The organism is Aquabacterium humicola (assembly GCF_030167915.1).
In the GTDB taxonomy this organism is placed as follows: domain Bacteria; phylum Pseudomonadota; class Gammaproteobacteria; order Burkholderiales; family Burkholderiaceae_C; genus Pseudaquabacterium; species Pseudaquabacterium humicola.
Map to the genome: position 1 here is coordinate 714,888 of NZ_JARGNB010000001.1, position 20,317 is coordinate 735,204.

Below are 20,317 nucleotides of genomic sequence, written 5' to 3' on the forward strand. Positions count from 1 at the left end.
GACGCGATGCGCGTGCTGGTGACCCGGCCGCAGCCGCAGGCCGACGAATGGGTTGCGATGCTGCAGGCGCTGGGCGTCGATGCCGTCGCGCTGCCGCTGCTGGCGATCGACGAGGCGCCCGATCCGGCGGCGCTGTGCCGTGCGCGCGAAGCGGTCGGCCGCATGGCGCTGGTGATGTTCGTCAGCCCGAGCGCGGTCGAGCGTTTCTTCGACGGTGCCGAGCCGGCCCTGGTTGCCGCGTTCTCGGCACCGGACGCACCGATCGCCGGCGGCACCGGTCCGGGCACGCATGCGGCCCTGCGCCGCGCCGGCGTGCCGGAGGCTGCGATCGTCACCCCGTCGCCCGAGGGCGGCCGCTTCGATTCCGAAGCGCTTTGGCAGCGGTTGCAGTCGATGGCAATCGGCTGGCGCGGCCGCCGCGTGCTGATCGTGCGCGGCGAAGGCGGGCGCGACTGGCTGGCCGAGACCCTTCGATCCGCAGGGGCCGAAGTGGCCTTCGCCGAGGCCTACCGGCGTGCCGCGCCGCGCCTCGATGCACCGCAGCAGGCGCTGCTGGCCGACGCGCTGTCGCGGCCCACGGCGCACTGCTGGCTGCTCAGCAGCAGCGAGGCGGTGCGGCAGCTGCCGGCGCTGGCGCCATCGGCCGACTGGTCGCGCGCCTCGGCGCTGGCCACCCATGAGCGCATCGCGGACACCGCACGGTCGCTCGGCTTCGGTGATGTCGAACAGGTCGACGTGACGCCCGAGGCGGTCGCGGCGCGGGTGAGGCGCTCTATACAATCCCGCGACCCTTCATCGCGACCGTGAATTCCATCGCCCCGACCCCCGACCGTGGCGCCGAGCCCGCCGGGGCCGAGCCCACGGTGACCGCCTCGGCCTCGGCCTCTTCCGCGCCCGCCACCGCCCCGGCCACGGCGTCGCCTGCCGCGATGGCCCCGGCCGCCACCGGCCTGTCGCGCCGCGCCTGGTTCGCGGCCGCCGCGCTGATCGGGGCATTGGCGGTGGCCAGCCTGACGCTGGCGATCTACAGCCAGCAGCGCCTGAAGTCGCTGGAGCAGGAGCTGGTGCGCCGCCAGCACGACAGCCAGAGCCAGGCGGTCGAGGCCCGCGCCGCGGCCAAGCAGGCGCAGGAGACCTCGCGCGCCGCCGAGGCCAAGGTGGCGCTGCTCGAGGCCCGCGTCGCCGAGACCGCGCTGCAGCGCAGCCAGCTCGAGGAGTTGATCCAGCAGCTGTCGCGCTCACGCGACGAGAACGTGCTGGCCGACGTCGACGCGGCCATCCGCGTCGCCGTGCAGCAGAGCGCCATCACCGGCAGCGCCGAACCCCTGGTCAGCGCGCTGCGCCAGGCCGAGGACCGGCTCGCACGCATCAACCAGCCGCGCACCGAGCGCGTGCGGCGTGCGCTGTCGCGCGACATCGACCGCGCCAAGGCCGTCGCGACGACGGACATCGCGACGTTGGCGATCAAGCTCGACGAAGCCGCGCGCCTGGCCGATGAGCTGCCGCTGCTGGCGCAGCCGGAGCGCCGGGTGGCCGCCCCCGGCGCCGCGTCGGCACCCGCCGGCCGGGTGCTGAAGAACGGCGAGCCGGCGCCGCCTGCCCAGCAGGACTGGTGGGGCTGGGCGACCGGCGCGTGGAACGCGGCGTCGGGCCGGGTCTGGTCCGAAGTGCGCTCGCTGGTGCGCGTGACGCGCATCGACAACCCGGAGGCGATGCTCGTCGCGCCGGAGCAGACCTGGTTCCTGCGCGAGAACCTGAAGCTGCGCCTGCTGAACGCGCGGCTGGCGCTGCTGTCCCGCCAGTTCGACACCGCGCAGAGCGACCTGCGCGACGTGCAGTCCTCGCTCGACCGCTACTTCGACCGCAACTCGCGCCGCGTGGCCACCGCCACCGAGCTGGTGCGCCAGGTGGCCAGCCAGGCGCGCCAGATGAGCCTGCCGCGGCCCGACGAGACGCTGGCGGCGATCGCGGCCGCTCAGGCCGGCCGCTAGCCCCGCCCGCCTCGCGATGCGCAGCGTCATCTGGCTGGTCCTGCTGTTCGTCGTCGCCGTGGTCGCGGCGCTGACGCTGGGCGACAACGACGGCGTCGCGTCCTTCTACTGGGGCGCGTGGCGGCTGGACATGTCGCTGAACTTCTTCATGCTGGCCGCGCTCGGCGCCGGTTTCGTGATCTTCTCGGCGGTGCAGGCGATCAACTCGCTGATCGGGCTGCCCGAGCGCGCGCGCGAGTGGCGCGCGCTGCGCGTCGAGCGCGCCGCGCAGGCGGCGCTGCGCGAGGCGATGGCCGAGTACTACGGCGGCCGCTACACCCGGGCCTACAAGGCCGCGCAGCGTGCGCTGGCCGCGGGTGATGACGGCGCGGTCGGCGCGGGCGGCGGCGGGCGCGAGTTCCGCGTGCTCGCGCACCTGCTGGCCGCGGGCAGCCTGCACAAGCTGCAGGACCGCGGCCGCCGCGACGAGATGCTCAAGCGGGTGCTGCGCCCGGGGCAGCGCGGCGGCGCGCTGATCGACGAAGGCGCCCGGCTGCTGGCGGCGGAGTGGGCGCTGGACGATCGCGATGCGGCGACGGCGGAAACCTGGCTGGCCGAACTGCCGCCGGGGGTCGCGCGCCGGACGCAGGCGCTGCGGCTGAAGCTGCAGGCATCGCGGCTGGCCCGCCGGCCGCTCGAGGCGCTGCACACCGCCCGCCTGCTGGCCAATCACCAGGCCTTCTCCAGCGCCGCGGCACAGGGCCTGCTGCGCTCGCTGGCCTTCGAGGTGCTCGACGAGGCCCACGACATCGAGCAGTTGCGGCGCGCCTGGCACCAGTTCGATGCCGCCGACCAGCGCGACCCCTTCGTCGCTGCGCGCGCCGCGCGTCGCGCCGCGGCGCTGCACCATCCCGAGGACGGCTGCGGCTGGCTGCGGCCGTTGTGGGACCGCTTCGACGCGCTGGGTGTCGACGGCCGCGCGCAGGTGGCGCTGGCGCTGGTGGACGCCGTGGCCGGCGTCGGTGCCGACTGGCTGCCGCGCGTCGAGGCGGCGCAGCGCGACCATCCCACCGAATCGGCCGTGCAGGGCGCCGTCGGCGCGGTGCTGTTCCAGCGCCAGCTGTGGGGCAAGGCGCGCAAGCCGCTGGAACAGGCGGCGAAGGACCCGGCGCTGGAGCCGCGCGCACGCCGGCGCGCCTGGCGCACGCTGGCGGCGCTGGCGAGGGAGGAATCCGACGAGCGCCGCGCCGCCGACTGCGAGCGCGCGGCGGCGGCCATCGACTGAGGCAGTCGAGCGGGCGGACGCTCGCTTACCGCGCTAGCGATCGTCGAACGACAGCGTGACCCGCTCGGTCAGCGGATGGGCCTGGCAGGTCAGCACGAAGCCGGCGGCGACTTCCTGCTTGTCGAGCGCGAAGTTGCGCTCCATGCGCACCTGGCCGTCGATGAGCTTCGCGCGGCAGGTGCCGCAGACGCCGGAGGTGCAGGAGTAGGGCATCTCCAGGCCGGCGGCGGTCGCGCAGTCGAGGATGCTCGGCTGGTCGCGGCGGAAGACCACCTCGCGGCGCAGGCCGTCGCGGATGATCGTCACCCGCGCTTCGTCGGCATCGCCCGGCGCGGCGGCATGCACGATGGCGTCGACGCTGCCGCCGGCGCCGGCCTCACCGGCGGCGCCCGACTGCGGCGCGATGCCGAAGCGTTCGATGTGGATGCGCTGCTCGGGCACGCCGGCGGCCAGCAGCGCGGCTTCGGCCTCGTCGTTCATCGCGAACGGGCCGCAGACGTAGGCCTCGGCGATCGTCGCGGGCGGGATCAGCGTGTCCAGCAGCGCACCGATCTTGTGGCGCTCGAGCACGCCGTTCAGCAGCGGCGAGCCGTCGCCCGGCTCGTCGGAGAAGACATGGTGGATCGCGAGCCGCGCGATGTACTTGTTCTTCAGGTCCTCGAGCTCTTCCTTGAACATCGTCGACGCGAGCCGCCGGTTGCCGTAGACCAGCGTGAAGCGGCTGTGCGGCTCCCGGGCCAGCACCGTCTTGGCGATCGACAGGATGGGCGTGATGCCGCTGCCGCCGGCGAAGCCGACATGGTGGCGATGCGACGCCGGGTCCAGCGGCACGAAGAAGCGGCCCTGCGGCGCCATCACGTCGATGACGTCGCCCTCGCGCAGCTGGCGGTTGATCCAGTTCGAGAAGACGCCGCCGGCGACCTGGCGCACGCCGACGCGCAGCTCGCCGTCGTCGACGCCGGCGCAGATCGAGTACGAGCGCCGAACCTCGTGGCCGTCGATCTTCGTGCGCAGGGTCAGGTACTGGCCCTGCGTGAAGCCGAAGACCTCGCGCAGATCGGGCGGCACGTCGAAGGCGACCACCACCGCCTCGGCGGTGTCGGGGCGGATCGAGCGCACGCGCAGCGGGTGGAAGAGGGCGCTCATCGCGGATTCAAATCGGTTTGAAATGTTCGAAGGGTTCGCGGCAGTCGAGGCAGCGGTAGAGCGCCTTGCAGGCGGTGGAACCGAAGGCCGACAGGCGCTCGGTGCGCGGGCTCGCGCAGCGGGGGCACGCGGGCGTCGGGCGGCGCGGGCTGAAGACGATCGGTTGCGCGGTGGCCGCAGGCGCCGGGTCGGTGCGCTGCGGCGGCGCGATGCCGGCGGCCTGCAGCTTGCTGCGGCCGGCGTCGCTGATCCAGTCGGTGGTCCAGGCCGGCGCGCGGCGCAGCGTGGTGCGGGCCGGGCCGAGGCCGGCCTCGTCGAGCGCGCGCACGACGTCGCTGGCGATGGCCTCGGTGGCCGGGCAGCCGGAGTAGGTCGGCGTCAGCACCACCTCGAGGCCGTCGGCATGCTCGACCACGTCGCGCACGATGCCGAGGTCGCGCACCGACAGCGCCGGCACCTCGGGGTCGGGCACGCCGTCGAGCACGCGCCAGGCCGCGGAGATGCGCGCCGCGACCGCGTTCACCAGGCGCCTCCCGGGTAGGCGCGCTGCAGGTGCTGCATCTCGGCGAGCAGGAAGCCCATGTGCTCGCTGTGGCGCCCCTGCTTGCCGGTCGAGCGGAAGGCGCCGGTCGAGGGCAGGGCCAGGTTCGCGGCATCGAACAGCGGCACCAGCTCCGCGAGCCAGGGCTCGTGCAGCGCGGACCAGCGCGGGCCGAGCCGGGCACCATCGGCCGCGGCATCGATCGCGTCGTCCTCGAACAGCTCGGCGGTGTAGGGCCACAACAGTGCCAACGCCGATTCGACGCGTCGTCGGGATTCGGCCGTGCCGTCCGCCAGGCGCAGCAGCCAGTCCGCCGCATGCTGCTGGTGGTAGCGCGCTTCCTTCAGCGCCTTCGCGGCGATGGCGGCCAGCTCGGCGTCCTTCGATTGTTCGGCCAGGCGTGCCCACAGCGCCTTCAGGAAGCCGGCGACGAAGAGGTTGCGCAGCACGGTGACCGCGAAGTCGCCGCGCGGCAGCTCGACCAGCGTGACGTTGCGGTAGTCCCGCTCGTCGCGCAGGAAGGCGAGCTGGTCCTCGTCGTAGCGGGTGGCGCCGAGCGTGCCGGCATGCGCCAGCAGCGCGCGGGACTGGCCCAGCAGGTCGAGCGCCATGTTGGCCAGCGCGATGTCTTCTTCCAGCACCGGCCCGTGGCCGCACCACTCGCTGGTGCGCTGCGCGAGGATCAGGCAGGTGTCGGCGATGCGCAGCAGGTACTGCTGCGTCGCGTCCGGGGCGAGGGTGATCGAGGCTTGCATCGGATGGGTCGGTCAGAGGTGGTCGACCGCCTGCGGCAGCTTGTAGAAGGTGGGATGACGGTAGACCTTGTCCTCCATCGGGTCGAACAGCATCTCCTTGTCGCCGGGGTCGCTGGCGACGATCTGGTCCGAGCGCACCACCCACAGGCTCACGCCTTCCTGGCGCCGCGTATAGACCTCGCGCGCCATCTGCAGCGCCATCTTCGGATCAGCGGCGTGCAGGCTGCCGCAATGCTTGTGGTCGAGGCCGGCCTTGCTGCGCACGAACACTTCCCACAGCGGCCATTCGGTGGTGGTCGGGGTGCCCTGATCGTTGCTCATGCGTCCGCTCCTGCGGCGTGCTTGGCGGCATGCGCCAGCGCGGCCTCGCGCACCCATGCCCCCTCGTCCCAGGCCTTCACGCGCGCGGCCAGGCGCTCGCGGTTGCACGGGCCGTCGCCGGCCAGCACGCGCTTGAACTCGTCCCAGTCGATCGTGCCGTGGTCGTGGTGGCCGCGTTCCTCGTTCCACTTCAGGTCGGGGTCGGGCAGCGTGACGCCGAGCACCTTGGCCTGATCGACGGTGGCGTCGATGAACTTCTGGCGCAGCTCGTCGTTGCTGATGCGCTTGATGCCCCAGCGCATCGACTGCGCGGAGTTGGGCGACTGGTCGTCCGGCGGCCCGAACATCATGATCGACGGCCACCACCAGCGGTCCACCGCGTCCTGCACCATCGCGCGCTGCGCGTCGGTGCCGTGCTGCATCATCGTCAGGAGGCTCTCGAAGCCCTGGCGTTGGTGGAAGCTCTCTTCGCGGCAGATGCGGATCATCGCGCGCGCATACGGCGCATACGAGCAGCGGCACAGCGGCACCTGGTTCATGATCGCCGCGCCGTCGACCAGCCAGCCGATGGTGCCGACGTCGGCCCAGGTCAAGGTCGGGTAGTTGAAGATCGAGCTGTACTTGGCCTTGCCCGAATGCAGCGCGTCGATCATCTGGTCGCGCGAGGTGCCCAGCGTCTCCGCTGCGGCGTACAGGTAGAGCCCGTGGCCGCCTTCGTCCTGCACCTTGGCCAGCAGGATGGCCTTGCGCTTGAGCGTCGGCGCGCGGCTGATCCAGTTGCCCTCGGGCAGCATGCCGACGATCTCCGAGTGCGCATGCTGGCTGATCTGCCGCACCAGCGTCTTGCGGTAGTGCTCGGGCATCCAGTCCTTGGCTTCGATGAAGTCGCCGGCGTCGATGCGGGCGTCGAAGCGCTGCTGGAGCTGGGAGGCATCGGCCGGGGGCGCGCGCAGCGCGTCGGGATCGGGGGCATCCAGGGCTTGTGTGTACATCGGGCGCCTTTCGAAGCGGCGGTGTGCGCGGTTCAGCCTTCCACCGCGGGGCGGCCGCGCTGGGTGTAGGAGCGGCCGCGGAAGAGGGCGATGCGTTCGCCGCGCTGGTTGTGCACCTCGGTGTCGTAGACGCCGGTGCGGCCGGTCTTCGCCTGCTCGAAGCAGCGGGCGGTCAGCACGTCGCCCAGGTGCGCGGGCGCATGGAGGTCGAGCGAGAAGCCCGACGCCACCGTGCGCTCGTTGTAGGCGTTGCAGGCGAAGGCGAACGCGGTGTCGGCCAGCGTGGCGATCAGGCCGCCATGGCACAGCGCATGGCCGTTGAGCATGTCCTCGCGCACGGTCATCGTCACGGTCGAGTTGCCGGGGCCGATCTGCGTCACGCGCATGCCCAGGCCCTGGGACACGCGGTCGTTGGCATACATGCGGTCGCGCACGAATTCGGCGGTCTGCTGCGGATTGCGCTCGGCCATGCGGTCTCCTGGCGGGGAGGCTTGGTCAAAAGGGGGCGGCCGATGTTCGACCGACCGTTCGGTCGATGATAGAGCGAGCGTGCCGGGGCCCGCAACCCGGGTCGATCCCGGGGCCGGCGCTTCCCCGCCGGTTCGCGAAGAGGGGGGCCTGGAAAAGAAATCGCCACGCAGGAAACTGCGTGGCGCGAAATCCGGTCGCGGGATTGGGAGGGAGGAAAGGAGTGCGACCGGCGGACCGCAGTCTAGGGCGATCGCACCGTGCACGGAGGTTTCATTTGTTGGCCCTCGCGCAGTGCAGAACGCCCTGCGGCGGGCGCTGCCTGCGGATCAATAGGTGATCTCGCCGGCGGCATCGATCAGGCCCTGCGCGGTGACGATCTGCGACAGGTCCATCTGGCCGCTGAGGGTGCCGCCGCCGGTGGCCCCGAAGTAGGTGCCGGTGCCGCCGGTGACCACGAAGTGACCGCGCAGGCGCCCCCACGGGTCCACCGTGCCGCTGTAGCTGGCGTGGATGCGCTCGCCGTTGGCCGTGGTGAAGACCAGCGTGCCGGGCAGGCTGGCGAAGCTCAGGTGGTTGAGCCCGCCCGGCGTGAAGCCGCCCTCCGGGTTGACGCAGTCCGTCGCGTTAACACGCAGGTTGCCCAGCACGTTCGAAGTGCCGGTGCCTTGCACGGTGCTGTACGCGAAGCACGGCGGCAGGCCGGTGAAGAGCACGGTCTCGGTGACGCGCAGGCGCGCCGTCAGCACGCGGCGCACGGGGCCGGTGACCGATGGGGTCGCGACGCTGGTGGCGGTGGACGTGGCGACGGCGGCACCCTCGGCGGCGAGCGCGGCGCCGCACGTGGCGGTGGCGGCGGCCAGCCCGAGGAGGGAGCGGCACAGGGCCGTGGACAGTCGGTTCATGCAGGGGTCTCCGGATCGGATGGTGGGTCGGCCGCCAGTCGCGGCCGGCGCGCATTGAAACCGCGCATCCGCGTGCTGCCCATCCCTAGACGTCCAGGGTGCCGCGCCGCCGTCGGTCGTGCGCCGCGCGCCGACGGCGATGTGCATTTCGTCAATCGACGACGACCGGCCGCGCGCCCTAAGCTGCGGCGCATCCAATCACCAATCCCCCGGGGAGCCGAGAGATGCCGTTGACGATCAAGATGGTGCGCGAGTGGGTCACGTCCAACGACCTGTACAGCAGCTACTTCGACGTGGCCACGTACGTCGCGCAGGGCAAGGACATCTTCGTGCCGTCGGAGAACAAGTACCCGCACGTGCACGTCGGCAAGGACTTCATCGTGTGGTCGAAGTCCAAGGGCAACCACACCGACCTGATCCGCGGCAGCATGGTCTACAAGCAGAACATCGGCAGCGCAGCAGGCTTCACCACCGACTTCGGCATGTCGCAGCTGCTGCGCTACATGAACTCGCAGGCCTGAGCGGCCTGCTTGAAGCACCGCGTGCTGCCGCGCAAAGAACGCGGCAGCGCGGCCCGGCGATCAGGCCGGCGGCGCCAGCTCGACGCCATTGGCCAGCGTCAGCTTGCCGTCGGGGCGCGCTTCGACGCGCGCACCGTCGGCCAGCCGGTACTCGGCCAGGCCGGTCGGCTCCCAGTGGTCCACACCGGTCGGCAGCGATTCGTCGCGCACCAGGTGCTCGTAGGCGCGCACCTGGTAGGTCCGGCCGTCGGAGCCGCGGGCCTCGAACGAGTCCAGCCATTGCAGTCGCTTGTCCATCACGGTTCTCCTTGCGCTGTCGGGGGGAAACCGATGGTGCGGGCAATCCGCATGCCGGGTGTGTGTCCCAGGTCAAAACAGGCCGTCGGCGAAGGCCGCGTCGTGCGCATCGATCGCCGCGGTGCCGACCAGCGTGACCTGGCCGAACACGAAGTCGTCGGCGACCAAGTCGGCCATGCGCACGCCGAGGAGGTTCATCTGTTCGCCGTTGCCGAGGTCCAGCTCGACCATGCCGCCGCGCTGCCGCGCGTGCGCCAGCACGTCGTCGAAGGCATCGAAGGTCTTCGCGAACGCGCGCAGGTCGATCTTGTCGCTGCTCGCCGCGCCGGCGGTGAAGCCCTGGATCGTGACCTCGCCGCCGATGAAGGTGTCGTTGCCGCCGCCGCCCAGCAGCACGTCGTCGCCGTCGCCGCCATCGAGCACGTCGTCGCCGGCGCCGCCGATCAGGATGTCGTTGCCGGCGCCGCCCTCGAGCACCAGGTCCACGGTCGCGGCCGATGCGTCGATCACGTCGTCGCCGGCCAGCATGCTGACGGTCAGGCGATCGGTGCCGTCCTCGAAGCGCGTCACCACCACCGAGGCGGCCAGGCCGTCGACATGCAGCCCGCTCGCATCGTTGCTGACGGTCGCGACGTCGTCGCCGGCGGTGCCGACCACGTTGACCCGGTCGAACTGGCCGTCGCCCACCGTGCCGCCGAGCGTGGCCGCGAGGTCGATGCGCACCAGCGTCTGGTCGGTGCCGGACAGGTCGTTCACCGTGATGATGTCCGAGCCGCCGAGCGCGGCGATCTCGCCGACCTCGACGTCGTCGTTGTCCATCAGGATGTTGCCGATGTCGCGGGTGAAGATCACCCGGCCGCCGTTGGCCTGGAAGCTCATCTGCTCGCTGGCGGCGGCGCCGTTGAAGACCATCGTGTCGAGGCCGGCCTGGCCTTCGAGCACGTCGCTGCCGTCGCCCGGGTTCCAGGTGAAGCGGTCGTCGCCGGCGCCCATCAGCGCGGTGTCGTTGCCGCGCTTGCCGTCGATGCTGTCGTTGCCGTCGCCGCCGATGAAGAGGTCGGCGGCTTGGCTGCCGGTGATGCTGTCGTTGCCGGCGCCGCCGTCGACCACCAGCTGCACGGCGCTCGCGGCCTGCAGCCCGCTGGCATCGATCACGTCGTCGCCGCCGTTGGTGTTCAGCGCGATGCTCTCGATCGTGCCGGCGTCGACCTTGAACGGCGCCGGGTCGATCCGGTCGATGTGCACGCGCGCGCCGACGGTGGTGATCGTGAAGCGCTCGGCGCCGTTGCCGCCGTTGACCTCGGCGGTGTCGGTGCCGTCGCCGCCTTCGACGAGGTCGGTGTCGTCGCCCGGGTTCCAGATCAGCCGGTCGTTGCCGCCTTCGCCGAACATCTGGTCGTCGGCATCGCCGCCGGTCAGGATGTCGTTGCCGTCGCCGCCGCGCATCACGTCGGCGCCGCCCTTGCCCAGCAGCGTGTCGTTGCCGAGGCCGCCGTCGATCTGGTCGGCACCGCTGCCGCCGGTGACCGCGTCGTTGCCGGCGCCGCCGTCGAGCGCCAGCGCGGGCAGCGCGCCGCTGCTTTCATTCGAAGTGAGCGTGTCGTCGCCGCCTTCGCCCAGCACGCGGATCACGTCGCCGGCGTCGGCGTTCGTGACCACCGTCGTCGCCGCGAGGCCGCTGACCTGCACGCCGCCGCCGGCCTGCGGCGCGATGCTCACGGTGTCCTTGCCCTGCGTGCCGCGCACGTTCACCGTGTCGGCCGCGCCGTCGCCGGCCGTGCCGCCCAGCGTGCCGGCCAGGTCCACGCGCACCAGCGTCTGGTCGGTGCCGGTCATGTCGCCGACGGTGATGGTGTCGGTGCCGCCCAGCGCCGCGACCACGCCGACCTCGACGTCGTCGTTGTCCATCACGATGTTGCCGATGTCGCGGAAGAAGCGCACGCGGCCGCCGTTGGCCTCGAAGCTCATCTGCTCGTTGCCGGCGGCGCCGTTGAAGACCATCGTGTCGAGGCCGGCCTGGCCTTCGAGCACGTCGCTGCCGTCGCCGGGGTTCCAGGTGAAGCGGTCGTCGCCGGCGCCCATCAGCGCGGTGTCGTTGCCGCGCTTGCCGTCGAGGATGTCGTTGCCGTCGCCACCGATCATCACGTCGGCGGCCTGGCTGCCGGTGATGCTGTCGTTGCCGGCGCCGCCGTCGACCGTCAGCTGCACCGCGCTGGCGGCCTGCAGGCCGCTGGCATCGATCACGTCGTCGCCGCCGTTGGCATTCAGCGCGATGCGTTCGATCGTGCCGGCGTCGACCTTGAACGGCGCCGGATCGACCCGGTCGATGTGCACGCGCAGGCCGGTGGTCGTGATCGTGAAGCGCTCGGCACCGTTGCCGCCATTGACCTCGGCCGTGTCGATGCCATCGCCGCCTTCGACGAGGTCGCTGTCGTCGCCCGGGTTCCAGATCAGGCGGTCGTCGCCGCCTTCACCGAGCATCGTGTCGTCGGCGTCGCCGCCGATGATGGTGTCGTTGCCGTCGCCGCCGGACAGCAGGTCGGCGCCGCCCTTGCCGTTCACCACGTCGTTGCCCTCGTTGCCCGAGAGCCGGTCGTTGCCGCTGCCGCCGGTCAGGCTGTCGTTGCCTGCACCGCCGATCATGCCGGCCGCGGGCAGCGCGCCCAGCGACTCGTCGATCGCCAGCACATCGTTGCCGGCATCGCCGGTCAGCATCACGAGCACGGTGTTGGCGACGGTGGGCGTGCCGCCGCTGATCGCGATGGCGCCCTTGTTGACCAGCAGCTGGCCGGCCGCGTTGCGCGAGACCGCCAGGTTGTTGTCCAGCGCATCGCCGGTGACGTCGAGCAGGCCCTTGGAGAAACGGGCGCCGACGGCGGACAGCGCGCTCGTGGTCACGGCGGCGGGGAGGGTGGCGGTGGTGCGGGCGGTCATGGAAGTCCTTCCTGTTCGGTTGTTGCGCCGGCACCTACGGACCGACCATCCCGGACGGACGCACCCGGCGTGCAGAAAACGGGTGGCCGGACCGTGACCGGCCGTGACCGACTGCACGAAGCGCTGCCCGAATGCGAGCGTCCGGGGTGTGACGCAGTGCCGGCGGACGTCCCCCTCGCGTGGGCCCTCTTCAGGGCGATGGCGATGGGCGGCGGCCGCCGGCACAGTGCCGTTCCGGGCGGTCGATGACGCCGCGGGGCCAGGAGGATGGGAGGGAGCTCCGGCACCGCGCGCTTCGACCGCCCACCTGCATCCGCGAGCCCGGAAAGTGGCCGGGGGCTTGCCGGACAATGAAGCCCGACCAACGATCCGCGCCCGCCGTCATCGCCATGACCGACCTGTCCCTGCCCACCTACGACGATGTCGCCGCCGCCGCGCGCCGCATCGAAGGCCACGCGCATCGCACGCCGGTGATGACCTCGCGCACCGCCGACGATCAGCTCGGCGCGCAGCTGTTCTTCAAGTGCGAGAACCTGCAGCGCATGGGCGCGTTCAAGTTCCGCGGCGCCTTCAACGCGCTGTCGCAGTTCACGCCCGAGCAGAAGCGCGCCGGCGTCGTCGCCTTTTCGTCGGGCAACCATGCGCAGGCCATCGCGCTGTCGGCGAAGCTGCTCGGCATTCCCGCGACCATCGTGATGCCGCACGACGCGCCGGCCGCGAAGGTGGCCGCCACCAAGGGCTACGGCGGCCAGGTGATCGTCTACGACCGCTACACCGAGGACCGCGAGCAGATCGGCCGCCGGCTGGCGCAGGAACACGGCCTGACCTTGATCCCGCCCTACGACCACCCGCACGTGCTGGCCGGGCAGGGCACCGCCGCCAAGGAGCTGTTCGACGAGGTCGGCCGGCTCGATGCGCTGTTCGTGCCGCTGGGCGGCGGCGGGCTGCTGTCCGGCACGGCGCTGGCCACGCGCGCGCTGTCGCCGGAGTGCAAGCTCTACGGCGTCGAGCCCGCGGCCGGCAACGACGGCCAGCAATCCTTCCGCAGCGGGGCCATCGTGCACATCGACACGCCGCAGACCATCGCCGACGGCGCGCAGACGCAGCACCTCGGCCAGATCACGTTCGGCATCATCCGCCGCGACGTGGACGACGTGCTGACCGCCAGCGATGCCGAGCTGGTCGACGCGATGCGCTTCATGGCCGAGCGCATGAAGCTGATCGTCGAGCCCACCGGCGGGCTCGGCTTCGCCGCGGCGCGGCGCATGAAGGACGAACTGGCGGGAAAGCGGGTCGGCGTGATCGTCAGCGGCGGCAATGTCGACTTGACGCGGTTCTGCGCGCTACTGGCGGGCTGAAGGCGGTCGAGCACAACTGCGGGGCTATCGGCAGCGGACGTTGATGCCGCTGGTCCTGCAAGGTGTGGAGCGCCCGAGCGGCTCGGGGTGCGGGCATGCGGTCCTTCAAAGTCCTCGGTGACTCGCAAAGGCGCGGGCGGGCAGGCCGCAGCGCGCGTGGGAGGCGCCGGGCTTGAGCGGCTTGGGGGCGGCGAGCGCAGCGAGCTTCGACAACTGACTCGCCGGCGCTGTGCGTAGCGAGCGCAGCGAGCGAAGCTAAATGGACGGCGCGCCCCCGAGCCGCTCAAGCCCGGGAAGTCGGCCCCCCAGGGGCCGACCGCCGGACTCGCGCGATGCGGCCTGCCCGCCCGCGCCTTTGTCGCTCGACACATCGCCAGTCGCTCGGCCACACACGGGAACGACCGCAGCGGGCCCAGAATGGACAGGCGAACAGCATTGCGCCCTGACCGATTGCGACGGTCTATGCAACCCCAACCCATCGCCGTGCCATCGCCATGCGCATCGCGGCACAACGCACCCCACAGCCGCGCGACCGCCGGGAGACCCGAATGGCCACCGCCCACTTCATCCTCTATGTCGCCGACCAAGCGGCGAGCGCCGCCTTCTGGCGTGCAGCGCTCGACCGCGCACCGCGCCTGGACGTGCCCGGCATGACCGAGTTCGCGCTCGACGGCGGCGCGGTGCTGGGCCTGATGCCCGAGGCCGGCATCTGGCGGCTGCTGGGCCACCGCCTGCCCGACCCGGGCGCCGCGCGCGGCACGCCGCGTGCCGAGCTGTACCTGCTGGTCGACGATCCTGTCGCCTGCCACGCACGCGCGCTGGCGGCGGGCGCGGTCGAGCTGAGCCCGGTGCAGCCGCGCGACTGGGGCCACCGCGCCGGTTACCTGCTGGACCCGGACGGCCACGTGCTGGCCTTTGCATCTGACGCGCCGATCAGGCGTTAGCGAATCCGCACGATCGTGCACCGGATCCGTGCACGACCGTTGACCCGGCGCAAGGCCGGCAGGCACCCCCTTGCCCAGAATCGGGCATGAACCTCACCGACCGATTGCTGCAGGCGCTGGCGCTGCGCGGCGCGACCGAGATCTTCGGCATTCCCGGCGACTTCGCACTGCCGCTGTTCCGCGAGATCGAGCGCAGCGGGCAGCTGCCGCTGCACACGCTCTCCCACGAGCCGTCGGTGGGCTTCGCGGCCGATGCCGCCTCGCGCCTGCGCGGCGGGCTGGGTGTCGCGGCCGTCACCTACGGCGCCGGTGCGTTCAACGTCGTCAACGCGGTGGCCGCGGCGTATGCCGAGCGTGTGCCGCTGGTCGTGCTGTCCGGTGCGCCGGCGGCGCACGAAGCCGCGAGCGGGCTGCTGCTGCACCACCAGGTCAAGACGCTCGACTCGCAGTGGCGCGTCTTCGAGGAGCTCACCGTCGACCGCGCGCGCCTGGACGACGCACGCCAGGCGCCGGCGCAGATCGCGCGCGTGCTCGATGCCGCGCTGCAGGCCTCGCGGCCGGTGTACCTGGAGATCCCGCGCGACATGCCGGCCAGGCCCTGCGCCGAGGTGCCGCGCCCGCAGGCCGCGCCGGTCGACGAGCAGGCGCTCGCCGCCTGCGCCGACGAACTGCTCGAACGCCTGCAGCGCGCGGAGCGGCCGGTGCTGATGGTCGGCGTCGAGGTGCGGCGCTACGGCCTGGAGCAGAAGGTGGCCGAGCTCGCGCGCCGGCTCGGCATTGCGGTGGTCACCAGCTTCATGGGGCGCGGCCTGCTGACGGGCACCGGCCTCGCGCTGCGCGGCGCCTACCTGGGCCTGGCCGGCGATCCGGCGGTTTCGGCCGAGGTCGAAGGTTCCGACGGGCTGCTGCTGCTGGGCGTCATCGTCTCGGACACCAACTTCGCGGTCTCCAGCCGGCGCATCGACCTGCGCTATGCGATCCAGGCGCTCGACGGCCGCGTCGTGATGGGCCACCACGTCTACCCGGACGTGCCGCTGGCACGGCTGATCGACGCGCTGCTGGAGCGCGCGACGGCCCGCCCCGGCGCGGCCTCGCCGACCGCGCCGGCTGCCACGCCGGCACGCGCGCAAGAGGCCGCGGGCGACAACACGCCGGTCGTGCCGGCCGACATCGCCCGCGCGGTCAACCGGCTGATGCAGCGCCACGGCACGCTGCCGGTGGCCTGCGACGTCGGCGACTGCCTGTTCACCGCGATGGACCTGCTGCCGACCGCGCTGATCGCGCCCGGCTACTACGCCGGCATGGGCTACGGCGTGCCGGCGGCCATCGGCCTGCAGGTGGCGACGGGCCTGCGGCCGATCGTGCTGGTCGGCGACGGGGCGTTCCAGATGACCGGCTGGGAGCTCGGCAACGCGCGCCGCTGCGGCGTCGACCCGATCGTGCTGGTGTTCAACAACGCCGGCTGGGAGATGCTGCGCGTCTTCGAGCCCGGGGCCCGCTTCAACGACCTCGACCGCTGGGACTTCGCGTCGATGGCCGCCGGCATGGGTGGCGACGGCCAGGCTGTGTCGACCGGCGCCGAGCTCGACGCCGCGCTGGCCCGCGCGCACGCCACCCGCGGCCGCTTCCAGCTGATCGACGTGCGCCTCGCGCCCGGCGCCTGCTCGCCGACGCTGGCGCGCTTCGTCGGCGCGGTGAAACGCCTGTCGGCGGGCTGACACGCCCCACCGCGTTCGTCTCGCCACCGCAGGCACCTACCGGCAAGGCATCCGGCTTGCCCGCGGTGGGCATCCATGCTGCCGGGGACCTTCCGCATGCGCAGTGCCTTCGACTTCAGCACCTGGCAGGGCGCGCTGACCACGCTGCTCGGCCTGGTCCTCGTCTCGGTGATCGCGATCGGCATCCGGCTGCTGCTGATGCACACGGTGCAGCAGCGGCGCGAACGCGAGAACCGCCAGATCAACGAGCGGCTGAAGACGCTGATCGCCGCGTACAAGACGCTGGGCGGCTCGTTCACCGGCGAGCTGGCGGTCGATCCGAGCCACCTGCGCGAGCTGCGCCAGGCGCCGGCGGATGGCGCGGTGTCGGACCCCTCGTCACCCGGCGCCGAGCGGCGGCGGCGGGTGCGCGATGCGGTCGAGGCGGCGCTGTCGGACGTGCTCCTGCTCGGCACCGCCGACCAGGTGCGCCTGGCGGTCCAGGCGGCCAACGACATGGTGGCCGGGCGCCCGGTCGAGACCGCTGCGCTGGTGATCTCGCTGCGCAGCTTCATCCGCGACGTGCTGGACCTCGAGCCGGTGCCGTCCGAGCTCGGCATCCCGAAGCAAGGTCCGTTGCGGCCTGCGACCGGCGCTGCGCGCGGCGGCCGCAATGAACGCGGCGGCGGTGCGGGCGGCGGTGCTGGCGGCGCGCGTGGCGGCGGCGGACGGGGCGCCGGCGGTGCCGGCCTCGGCATGGGCGTGGGCCTCGGCGCCGGCGCGGCACACGATGCCGCCGACGCCGACGACGGCACGGCGCGCTAGCGGCCCACGATCAACCGCCGCCCGCCGGCCCCGCCGCGACCACCGCCCGCGCCGCGGCCGCGGCGCGCTGCTCGTGCAGCAGGTAGACGCCGGCGGCCAGCAGCAGCACGATGCCGCCGCTGGCGAGCGCGTTCGGCAGGTCGCCCCACACCAGCCAGCCCAGCAGCAGCGCGGCGAGCAGCGCGACGTAGCGGAACGGCGCGACCACCGACATCTCGCCCGCCTGCATCGCCAGCACGATCAGCCAGTAGCCGGCCGACAGCAGCGTCGCGGTCAGCAGCACCAGCGCGCCCTGCGGCCACCCGATCGGCTGCCAGCCGGACGTGCTCATCCACAAGCCGGCCGCCGCGGTCACGCTGACGGCGTTGGCCAAGGTCACCATCAGCGCCGGCACCGATGCGCCGATGCGGCGCGTCATCAGGTCGCGGCTGGCATGGCACAGCGTGCCGGCCAGGCACACCCAGGCCCAGCCGCTGAAGCCCGCGGCACTCGGCTGCACGATCAGCAGCACGCCGGCGAAGCCCGCGGCCACCGCCAGCCAGCGCGTCGGCCCCGGCCGCTCGCCCTGCACCAGCACCGCGAGCACGACGATCACCAGCGGCGACGCGAGGTTGATCGCCGTCGCGTTGGCCAGCGGCAGGTGCATCAGCGACGCCAGGAAGACCAGGCTGCCGACGGCATCGATCAGCGCGCGCAGCAGCACGCGGCGATCGGTCACCGCGGCGAGGTGGCGCGTCGCGCCGGTGGCGTGCGCCGCGACCAGCACCAGCAGCGATGCGACGATGCCGCGCACGAAGATCAGCTGCGCCAGCGGCAGCGATTCCCCCAGCTTCTTCATCAGCATGTCGTTGATGACGAAGCAGACCATGGCCGCGGACATGCAGGCCATGCCGCGACGGTTGGCGGCGGTATGGATCGACGAGGACATGGGCCGATCATGCCGTGGCCGCGCGCGGCGGGGTTTCGCGGGCCGGCGCGATCCGGCGCTGCTGGCGGTGCCGGCGGGTTCGGCTACATGCGCGCGTCGTGCTTCGCGCCGCCCGACAGGTCGGCCATGTCGGGCTTGACCTCGGCATAGCGCAGCGCCTTGCCGCCGTGCTGGCCGGCGAACTGGCGTGCCGCGTCCTCGGCCGCGAAGCTCGCGAAGGTCGGGCCCATCGAGCCGTGGCGCTTGCTGCCGACCACGAACCACGCGCTCTTCGCGTCGATCCAGTGGCCGCGCGGCTGGTTCCAGTCGGCGCGCGCCATGTCCTGCACGTAGGCCGCGCGCACGGCGCGCACCTGCTCGGGGTTCAGCAGCGCGGCGAAGAGCTCCACCGTGTCGCAGAAGAACACCGGCGCGGCGGCGTTGGCGTAGTGCACCTGCGCCTTCGGGCCGGGGTAGTCGGCCAGCGACATGCCGTCGAGCTCGCAGGTGGTCGCGCTCGTGAAGTCCTGCGCCGCCGCGCTGGCGGCTTCGGTCTTGCTGTCGCCGCAGCCGGCGACCAGCGCCGCGAACGGCACGGCGCAGGCCGCGCAGAACAGGCGGCGGCGCGCCGGGTTCATCGAAAGGGTCGACGTCTTCATCGCGAACGGAACCTCCAGGCGGCCGCCGCCAGCGGCGCCGCGATCCAGCCCAGCATCACCAGCGCCATCAGCCAGGGCTTGGCCAGCGGCGCCGGCACGATGCCGGTGAGCCCGTAGAGGTTCTGGACCTCCTCGAGCGAAAACACATTGAGGATGCGGAACACGTCCGCGGGATTGAGCAGCAGCAGGTAGGGGAAGGCCGCCGCGGCGTCGCCCATGCGGCCGCCGGTGGTCACCAGGAGGCCCAGCAGCAGCAGGTCGAAGACCAGCACGAAGAAGAACCACAGCGCGATCGCCAGGCCCGAGGCGCGCGCGCGGTCCGAGGCCAGCACCGACACCAGCACCGCGAGGCTGAGAAACGCCAGCCCCAGCAGCACCGACGCGGCGATGAAGCCGGCATAGGGTTCCAGCGCCGAACGCCCGGCCTGCGCGCCGAGCACCCCCGCGACGACGCCGAAGCCCGCCAGCGTCGACGCGGTGAGCGCCGCCGCGAGGCCGAGGTACTTGCCCAGCAGCAGCTCCAGCCGGGTGATCGGCAGCGCGAGCACCAGCTCCAGCGTGCCGCGCTCGCGCTCGCCGACCACCGCGTCGAACCCCAGCAGCAGCGCGATCAGCGGGATCAGGTAGATCACGAGGCTGACCAGGCTGGCGATCGTCGCTTCGGTCGAGCGCAGGCCGACGGCGCCCTGCTGCGCACCACCGAACCAGGCGATGACGACGGCGAAGACGGTGAAGACCAGCGCCACCGCCAGCACCCAGCGGTTGCGCAGGCGGTCGCGGAACTCCTTGCCGGCGACGGCGGCGACCTGGCGCAGCTCGATCACGATGCACTCCCGATGGTGGGCTGCCGGTTCTCGCGCAGCGCGAAGTAGACGTCCTCCAGCGTCGGCTCGTGCACCTGCACGTCGTCGACCCACTCGGCCGGCAGCATGGCCAGCGCGCGCAGCAGCGCCATCTTCGAGGCGCGCGGCAGGTGCGCGCGCAGCTCGGCGCCATCGCAGGACAGGTCCTGCACCGGCAGCCCGGCGAGTGCCGCCTGCAGCGCGGGCAGCGCCTCGACGGAGGTGGCGCGCAACGACACGTCCAGCGGCAGCGCCATGCGCTCGCGCAGCTGCTGCACGCTGCCGGTGGCCTGCACGCGGCCATGCGCCAGCAGCGCGAGCCGGTCGACCCGCTCCTGCAGCTCGGCCAGGATGTGCGAGGTGACGATCACCGTCGTGCCGGCCTGGCGCAGCTCGCGCAGGGTGGCGTAGAAATCGCGGATCGCGGCGGGGTCGAGGCCGGTGGTCGGCTCGTCGAGGAACAGCACCGCCGGCTTGCCCAGCAGCGCCTGCGCGAAGCCCAGCCGCTGGCGCATGCCCTTGCTGTACTCGCGCACCGGGCGCTGCGCCGCGTCGGCCAGGCCCACGCGCTCGAGCAGCGGGCCGATCTCGGCACGGTCGGCGCCCTTGAGCTTGGCGAAGTAGGCCATCGTCTCGTGGCCGCTCAGGTTGTCGTACAGCACGACGTTCTCCGGCAGCCAGCCGATGCGCCGCCGCACGTCGCGAAAGCCCCGGCCGTTGACCGGCTGGCCGTCGATGCGGATCTCGCCGGCGCCGGGCTCGATCAGCCCGAGCATCAGCCGGATCAGCGTGCTCTTGCCGGCGCCGTTGTGGCCGATCAGGCCGAACAGCTCGCCGCGCTCGACCTCGAGGTCGACGCCGTCGACGGCATGCACAGCGCCGAAGTGGCGCACGACGCCGCGCAGCACGACGGCATCGGCGACACGGGTGACGGGGGAACGCATCATGTC

At 72.4% G+C, this 20,317-nt stretch carries 21 protein-coding genes; 8 read left to right on the top strand and 13 right to left on the bottom strand.

What is annotated here, in order from left to right; genetic code table 11:
• The first annotated feature begins 6 nt into the window (after positions 1 to 6).
• From P1K89_RS03290 to P1K89_RS03300, 3 genes are read left to right on the top strand one after another with little or no spacing between them, the layout of a single operon-like run.
• Positions 7 to 807, top strand: a complete 801-nt coding sequence (locus tag P1K89_RS03290) for a uroporphyrinogen-III synthase (protein ID WP_284614931.1) — start codon at positions 7 to 9, stop codon at positions 805 to 807.
• Complete coding sequence (locus tag P1K89_RS03295) at positions 804 to 1,991, top strand: uroporphyrinogen-III C-methyltransferase (protein ID WP_284614932.1); 1,188 nt, start codon at positions 804 to 806, stop codon at positions 1,989 to 1,991. The genes P1K89_RS03290 and P1K89_RS03295 overlap by 4 nt, the downstream gene beginning before the upstream one ends.
• 16 nt (positions 1,992 to 2,007) lie before the next feature.
• A complete protein-coding gene (locus P1K89_RS03300; protein ID WP_284614933.1) occupies positions 2,008 to 3,255 on the top strand; it encodes a heme biosynthesis HemY N-terminal domain-containing protein in 1,248 nt (415 codons plus the stop codon).
• Positions 3,256 to 3,288: 33 nt separating this feature from the next.
• Here P1K89_RS03300 and paaE read toward each other — a convergent pair whose 3' ends face one another.
• The 7 genes from paaE to P1K89_RS03335 form a co-directional block, all read right to left on the bottom strand.
• Positions 3,289 to 4,401 carry a 1,2-phenylacetyl-CoA epoxidase subunit PaaE gene (gene paaE, locus P1K89_RS03305; protein ID WP_284614934.1) on the bottom strand — a complete coding sequence of 371 codons (1,113 nt, stop codon included), beginning with the start codon at positions 4,399 to 4,401 and terminating at the stop codon, positions 3,289 to 3,291.
• Between the two features lie 7 nt (positions 4,402 to 4,408).
• Positions 4,409 to 4,924, bottom strand: a complete 516-nt coding sequence (gene paaD, locus P1K89_RS03310) for a 1,2-phenylacetyl-CoA epoxidase subunit PaaD (protein ID WP_439897948.1) — start codon at positions 4,922 to 4,924, stop codon at positions 4,409 to 4,411.
• Positions 4,921 to 5,697 (bottom strand): 1,2-phenylacetyl-CoA epoxidase subunit PaaC, encoded by a 777-nt coding sequence (gene paaC, locus P1K89_RS03315; RefSeq protein WP_284614935.1) that lies wholly within the window; start codon positions 5,695 to 5,697, stop codon positions 4,921 to 4,923. Before paaC ends, paaD begins: the two co-directional genes overlap by 4 nt.
• Positions 5,698 to 5,709: 12 nt before the next feature.
• Positions 5,710 to 6,018, bottom strand: a complete 309-nt coding sequence (gene paaB / locus P1K89_RS03320) for a 1,2-phenylacetyl-CoA epoxidase subunit PaaB (RefSeq protein ID WP_284614936.1) — start codon at positions 6,016 to 6,018, stop codon at positions 5,710 to 5,712.
• Positions 6,015 to 7,010 carry a 1,2-phenylacetyl-CoA epoxidase subunit PaaA gene (gene paaA / locus P1K89_RS03325; protein WP_284614937.1) on the bottom strand — a complete coding sequence of 332 codons (996 nt, stop codon included), beginning with the start codon at positions 7,008 to 7,010 and terminating at the stop codon, positions 6,015 to 6,017. The genes paaB and paaA overlap by 4 nt, the downstream gene beginning before the upstream one ends.
• A gap of 32 nt (positions 7,011 to 7,042) precedes the next feature.
• A complete protein-coding gene (gene paaI / locus P1K89_RS03330; RefSeq protein ID WP_284614938.1) occupies positions 7,043 to 7,480 on the bottom strand; it encodes a hydroxyphenylacetyl-CoA thioesterase PaaI in 438 nt (145 codons plus the stop codon).
• A gap of 327 nt (positions 7,481 to 7,807) precedes the next feature.
• Entirely contained in the window at positions 7,808 to 8,383 is a 576-nt protein-coding gene (locus tag P1K89_RS03335; protein ID WP_284614939.1) for a hypothetical protein, read from the bottom strand.
• 224 nt (positions 8,384 to 8,607) lie between these two features.
• Between P1K89_RS03335 and P1K89_RS03340 the strand changes: the two genes are divergently transcribed.
• Positions 8,608 to 8,904 (top strand): hypothetical protein, encoded by a 297-nt coding sequence (locus P1K89_RS03340; RefSeq protein ID WP_284614940.1) that lies wholly within the window; start codon positions 8,608 to 8,610, stop codon positions 8,902 to 8,904.
• Between the two features lie 60 nt (positions 8,905 to 8,964).
• On the opposite strand, the gene P1K89_RS03345 is transcribed toward P1K89_RS03340, so the two are convergent.
• Both P1K89_RS03345 and P1K89_RS03350 read right to left on the bottom strand, forming a co-directional pair.
• Complete coding sequence (locus tag P1K89_RS03345) at positions 8,965 to 9,201, bottom strand: hypothetical protein (RefSeq protein ID WP_284614941.1); 237 nt, start codon at positions 9,199 to 9,201, stop codon at positions 8,965 to 8,967.
• A gap of 72 nt (positions 9,202 to 9,273) precedes the next feature.
• Entirely contained in the window at positions 9,274 to 12,135 is a 2,862-nt protein-coding gene (locus tag P1K89_RS03350) for a beta strand repeat-containing protein (protein WP_284614942.1), read from the bottom strand.
• A 389-nt stretch (positions 12,136 to 12,524) separates the two neighbouring features.
• Between P1K89_RS03350 and P1K89_RS03355 the strand changes: the two genes are divergently transcribed.
• The 4 genes from P1K89_RS03355 (at position 12,525) to P1K89_RS03370 (ending at position 16,959) form a co-directional block, all read left to right on the top strand.
• Positions 12,525 to 13,493 carry a threo-3-hydroxy-L-aspartate ammonia-lyase gene (locus tag P1K89_RS03355; protein WP_284614943.1) on the top strand — a complete coding sequence of 323 codons (969 nt, stop codon included), beginning with the start codon at positions 12,525 to 12,527 and terminating at the stop codon, positions 13,491 to 13,493.
• A 548-nt stretch (positions 13,494 to 14,041) separates the two neighbouring features.
• Positions 14,042 to 14,437 carry a VOC family protein gene (locus P1K89_RS03360; protein ID WP_284614944.1) on the top strand — a complete coding sequence of 132 codons (396 nt, stop codon included), beginning with the start codon at positions 14,042 to 14,044 and terminating at the stop codon, positions 14,435 to 14,437.
• Between the two features lie 86 nt (positions 14,438 to 14,523).
• Positions 14,524 to 16,155, top strand: a complete 1,632-nt coding sequence (gene ipdC / locus P1K89_RS03365; protein ID WP_284614945.1) for an indolepyruvate/phenylpyruvate decarboxylase — start codon at positions 14,524 to 14,526, stop codon at positions 16,153 to 16,155.
• A 96-nt stretch (positions 16,156 to 16,251) separates the two neighbouring features.
• Positions 16,252 to 16,959 carry a hypothetical protein gene (locus P1K89_RS03370; RefSeq protein ID WP_284616302.1) on the top strand — a complete coding sequence of 236 codons (708 nt, stop codon included), beginning with the start codon at positions 16,252 to 16,254 and terminating at the stop codon, positions 16,957 to 16,959.
• Positions 16,960 to 16,969: 10 nt separating this feature from the next.
• Here the strand turns inward: P1K89_RS03370 and P1K89_RS03375 are convergent, their stop codons facing one another.
• The 4 genes from P1K89_RS03375 to P1K89_RS03390 form a co-directional block, all read right to left on the bottom strand.
• Positions 16,970 to 17,887 (bottom strand): DMT family transporter, encoded by a 918-nt coding sequence (locus P1K89_RS03375; protein WP_284614946.1) that lies wholly within the window; start codon positions 17,885 to 17,887, stop codon positions 16,970 to 16,972.
• 83 nt (positions 17,888 to 17,970) lie between these two features.
• The gene (locus P1K89_RS03380; protein WP_284616303.1) at positions 17,971 to 18,504 is read right to left on the bottom strand and encodes a nitrous oxide reductase accessory protein NosL; all 534 of its coding nucleotides are present in this window, start codon (positions 18,502 to 18,504) and stop codon (positions 17,971 to 17,973) included.
• Between the two features lie 17 nt (positions 18,505 to 18,521).
• Complete coding sequence (locus tag P1K89_RS03385; RefSeq protein WP_284616304.1) at positions 18,522 to 19,346, bottom strand: ABC transporter permease; 825 nt, start codon at positions 19,344 to 19,346, stop codon at positions 18,522 to 18,524.
• Positions 19,346 to 20,314, bottom strand: a complete 969-nt coding sequence (locus P1K89_RS03390) for an ABC transporter ATP-binding protein (protein ID WP_284614947.1) — start codon at positions 20,312 to 20,314, stop codon at positions 19,346 to 19,348. The genes P1K89_RS03385 and P1K89_RS03390 overlap by 1 nt, the downstream gene beginning before the upstream one ends.
• Between the last annotated feature and the right edge of the window lie 3 nt (positions 20,315 to 20,317).

Excerpts from the sequence above, each read along its gene's own strand:
- P1K89_RS03290 (WP_284614931.1), top strand. The coding sequence starts at position 7 with ATGCGCGTGCTGGTGACCCGGCCGCAGCCGCAGGCCGACGAATGGGTT.
- P1K89_RS03300 (WP_284614933.1), top strand. The coding sequence starts at position 2,008 with ATGCGCAGCGTCATCTGGCTGGTCCTGCTGTTCGTCGTCGCCGTGGTC.
- paaE (WP_284614934.1), bottom strand. The coding sequence starts at position 4,401 with ATGAGCGCCCTCTTCCACCCGCTGCGCGTGCGCTCGATCCGCCCCGAC.
- paaC (WP_284614935.1), bottom strand. The coding sequence starts at position 5,697 with ATGCAAGCCTCGATCACCCTCGCCCCGGACGCGACGCAGCAGTACCTG.
- paaB (WP_284614936.1), bottom strand. The coding sequence starts at position 6,018 with ATGAGCAACGATCAGGGCACCCCGACCACCACCGAATGGCCGCTGTGG.
- paaA (WP_284614937.1), bottom strand. The coding sequence starts at position 7,010 with ATGTACACACAAGCCCTGGATGCCCCCGATCCCGACGCGCTGCGCGCG.
- paaI (WP_284614938.1), bottom strand. The coding sequence starts at position 7,480 with ATGGCCGAGCGCAATCCGCAGCAGACCGCCGAATTCGTGCGCGACCGC.
- P1K89_RS03335 (WP_284614939.1), bottom strand. The coding sequence starts at position 8,383 with ATGAACCGACTGTCCACGGCCCTGTGCCGCTCCCTCCTCGGGCTGGCC.
- P1K89_RS03340 (WP_284614940.1), top strand. The coding sequence starts at position 8,608 with ATGCCGTTGACGATCAAGATGGTGCGCGAGTGGGTCACGTCCAACGAC.
- P1K89_RS03345 (WP_284614941.1), bottom strand. The coding sequence starts at position 9,201 with ATGGACAAGCGACTGCAATGGCTGGACTCGTTCGAGGCCCGCGGCTCC.
- P1K89_RS03350 (WP_284614942.1), bottom strand. The coding sequence starts at position 12,135 with ATGACCGCCCGCACCACCGCCACCCTCCCCGCCGCCGTGACCACGAGC.
- P1K89_RS03355 (WP_284614943.1), top strand. The coding sequence starts at position 12,525 with ATGACCGACCTGTCCCTGCCCACCTACGACGATGTCGCCGCCGCCGCG.
- P1K89_RS03360 (WP_284614944.1), top strand. The coding sequence starts at position 14,042 with ATGGCCACCGCCCACTTCATCCTCTATGTCGCCGACCAAGCGGCGAGC.
- ipdC (WP_284614945.1), top strand. The coding sequence starts at position 14,524 with ATGAACCTCACCGACCGATTGCTGCAGGCGCTGGCGCTGCGCGGCGCG.
- P1K89_RS03370 (WP_284616302.1), top strand. The coding sequence starts at position 16,252 with ATGCGCAGTGCCTTCGACTTCAGCACCTGGCAGGGCGCGCTGACCACG.
- P1K89_RS03375 (WP_284614946.1), bottom strand. The coding sequence starts at position 17,887 with ATGTCCTCGTCGATCCATACCGCCGCCAACCGTCGCGGCATGGCCTGC.
- P1K89_RS03380 (WP_284616303.1), bottom strand. The coding sequence starts at position 18,504 with ATGAACCCGGCGCGCCGCCGCCTGTTCTGCGCGGCCTGCGCCGTGCCG.
- P1K89_RS03390 (WP_284614947.1), bottom strand. The coding sequence starts at position 20,314 with ATGATGCGTTCCCCCGTCACCCGTGTCGCCGATGCCGTCGTGCTGCGC.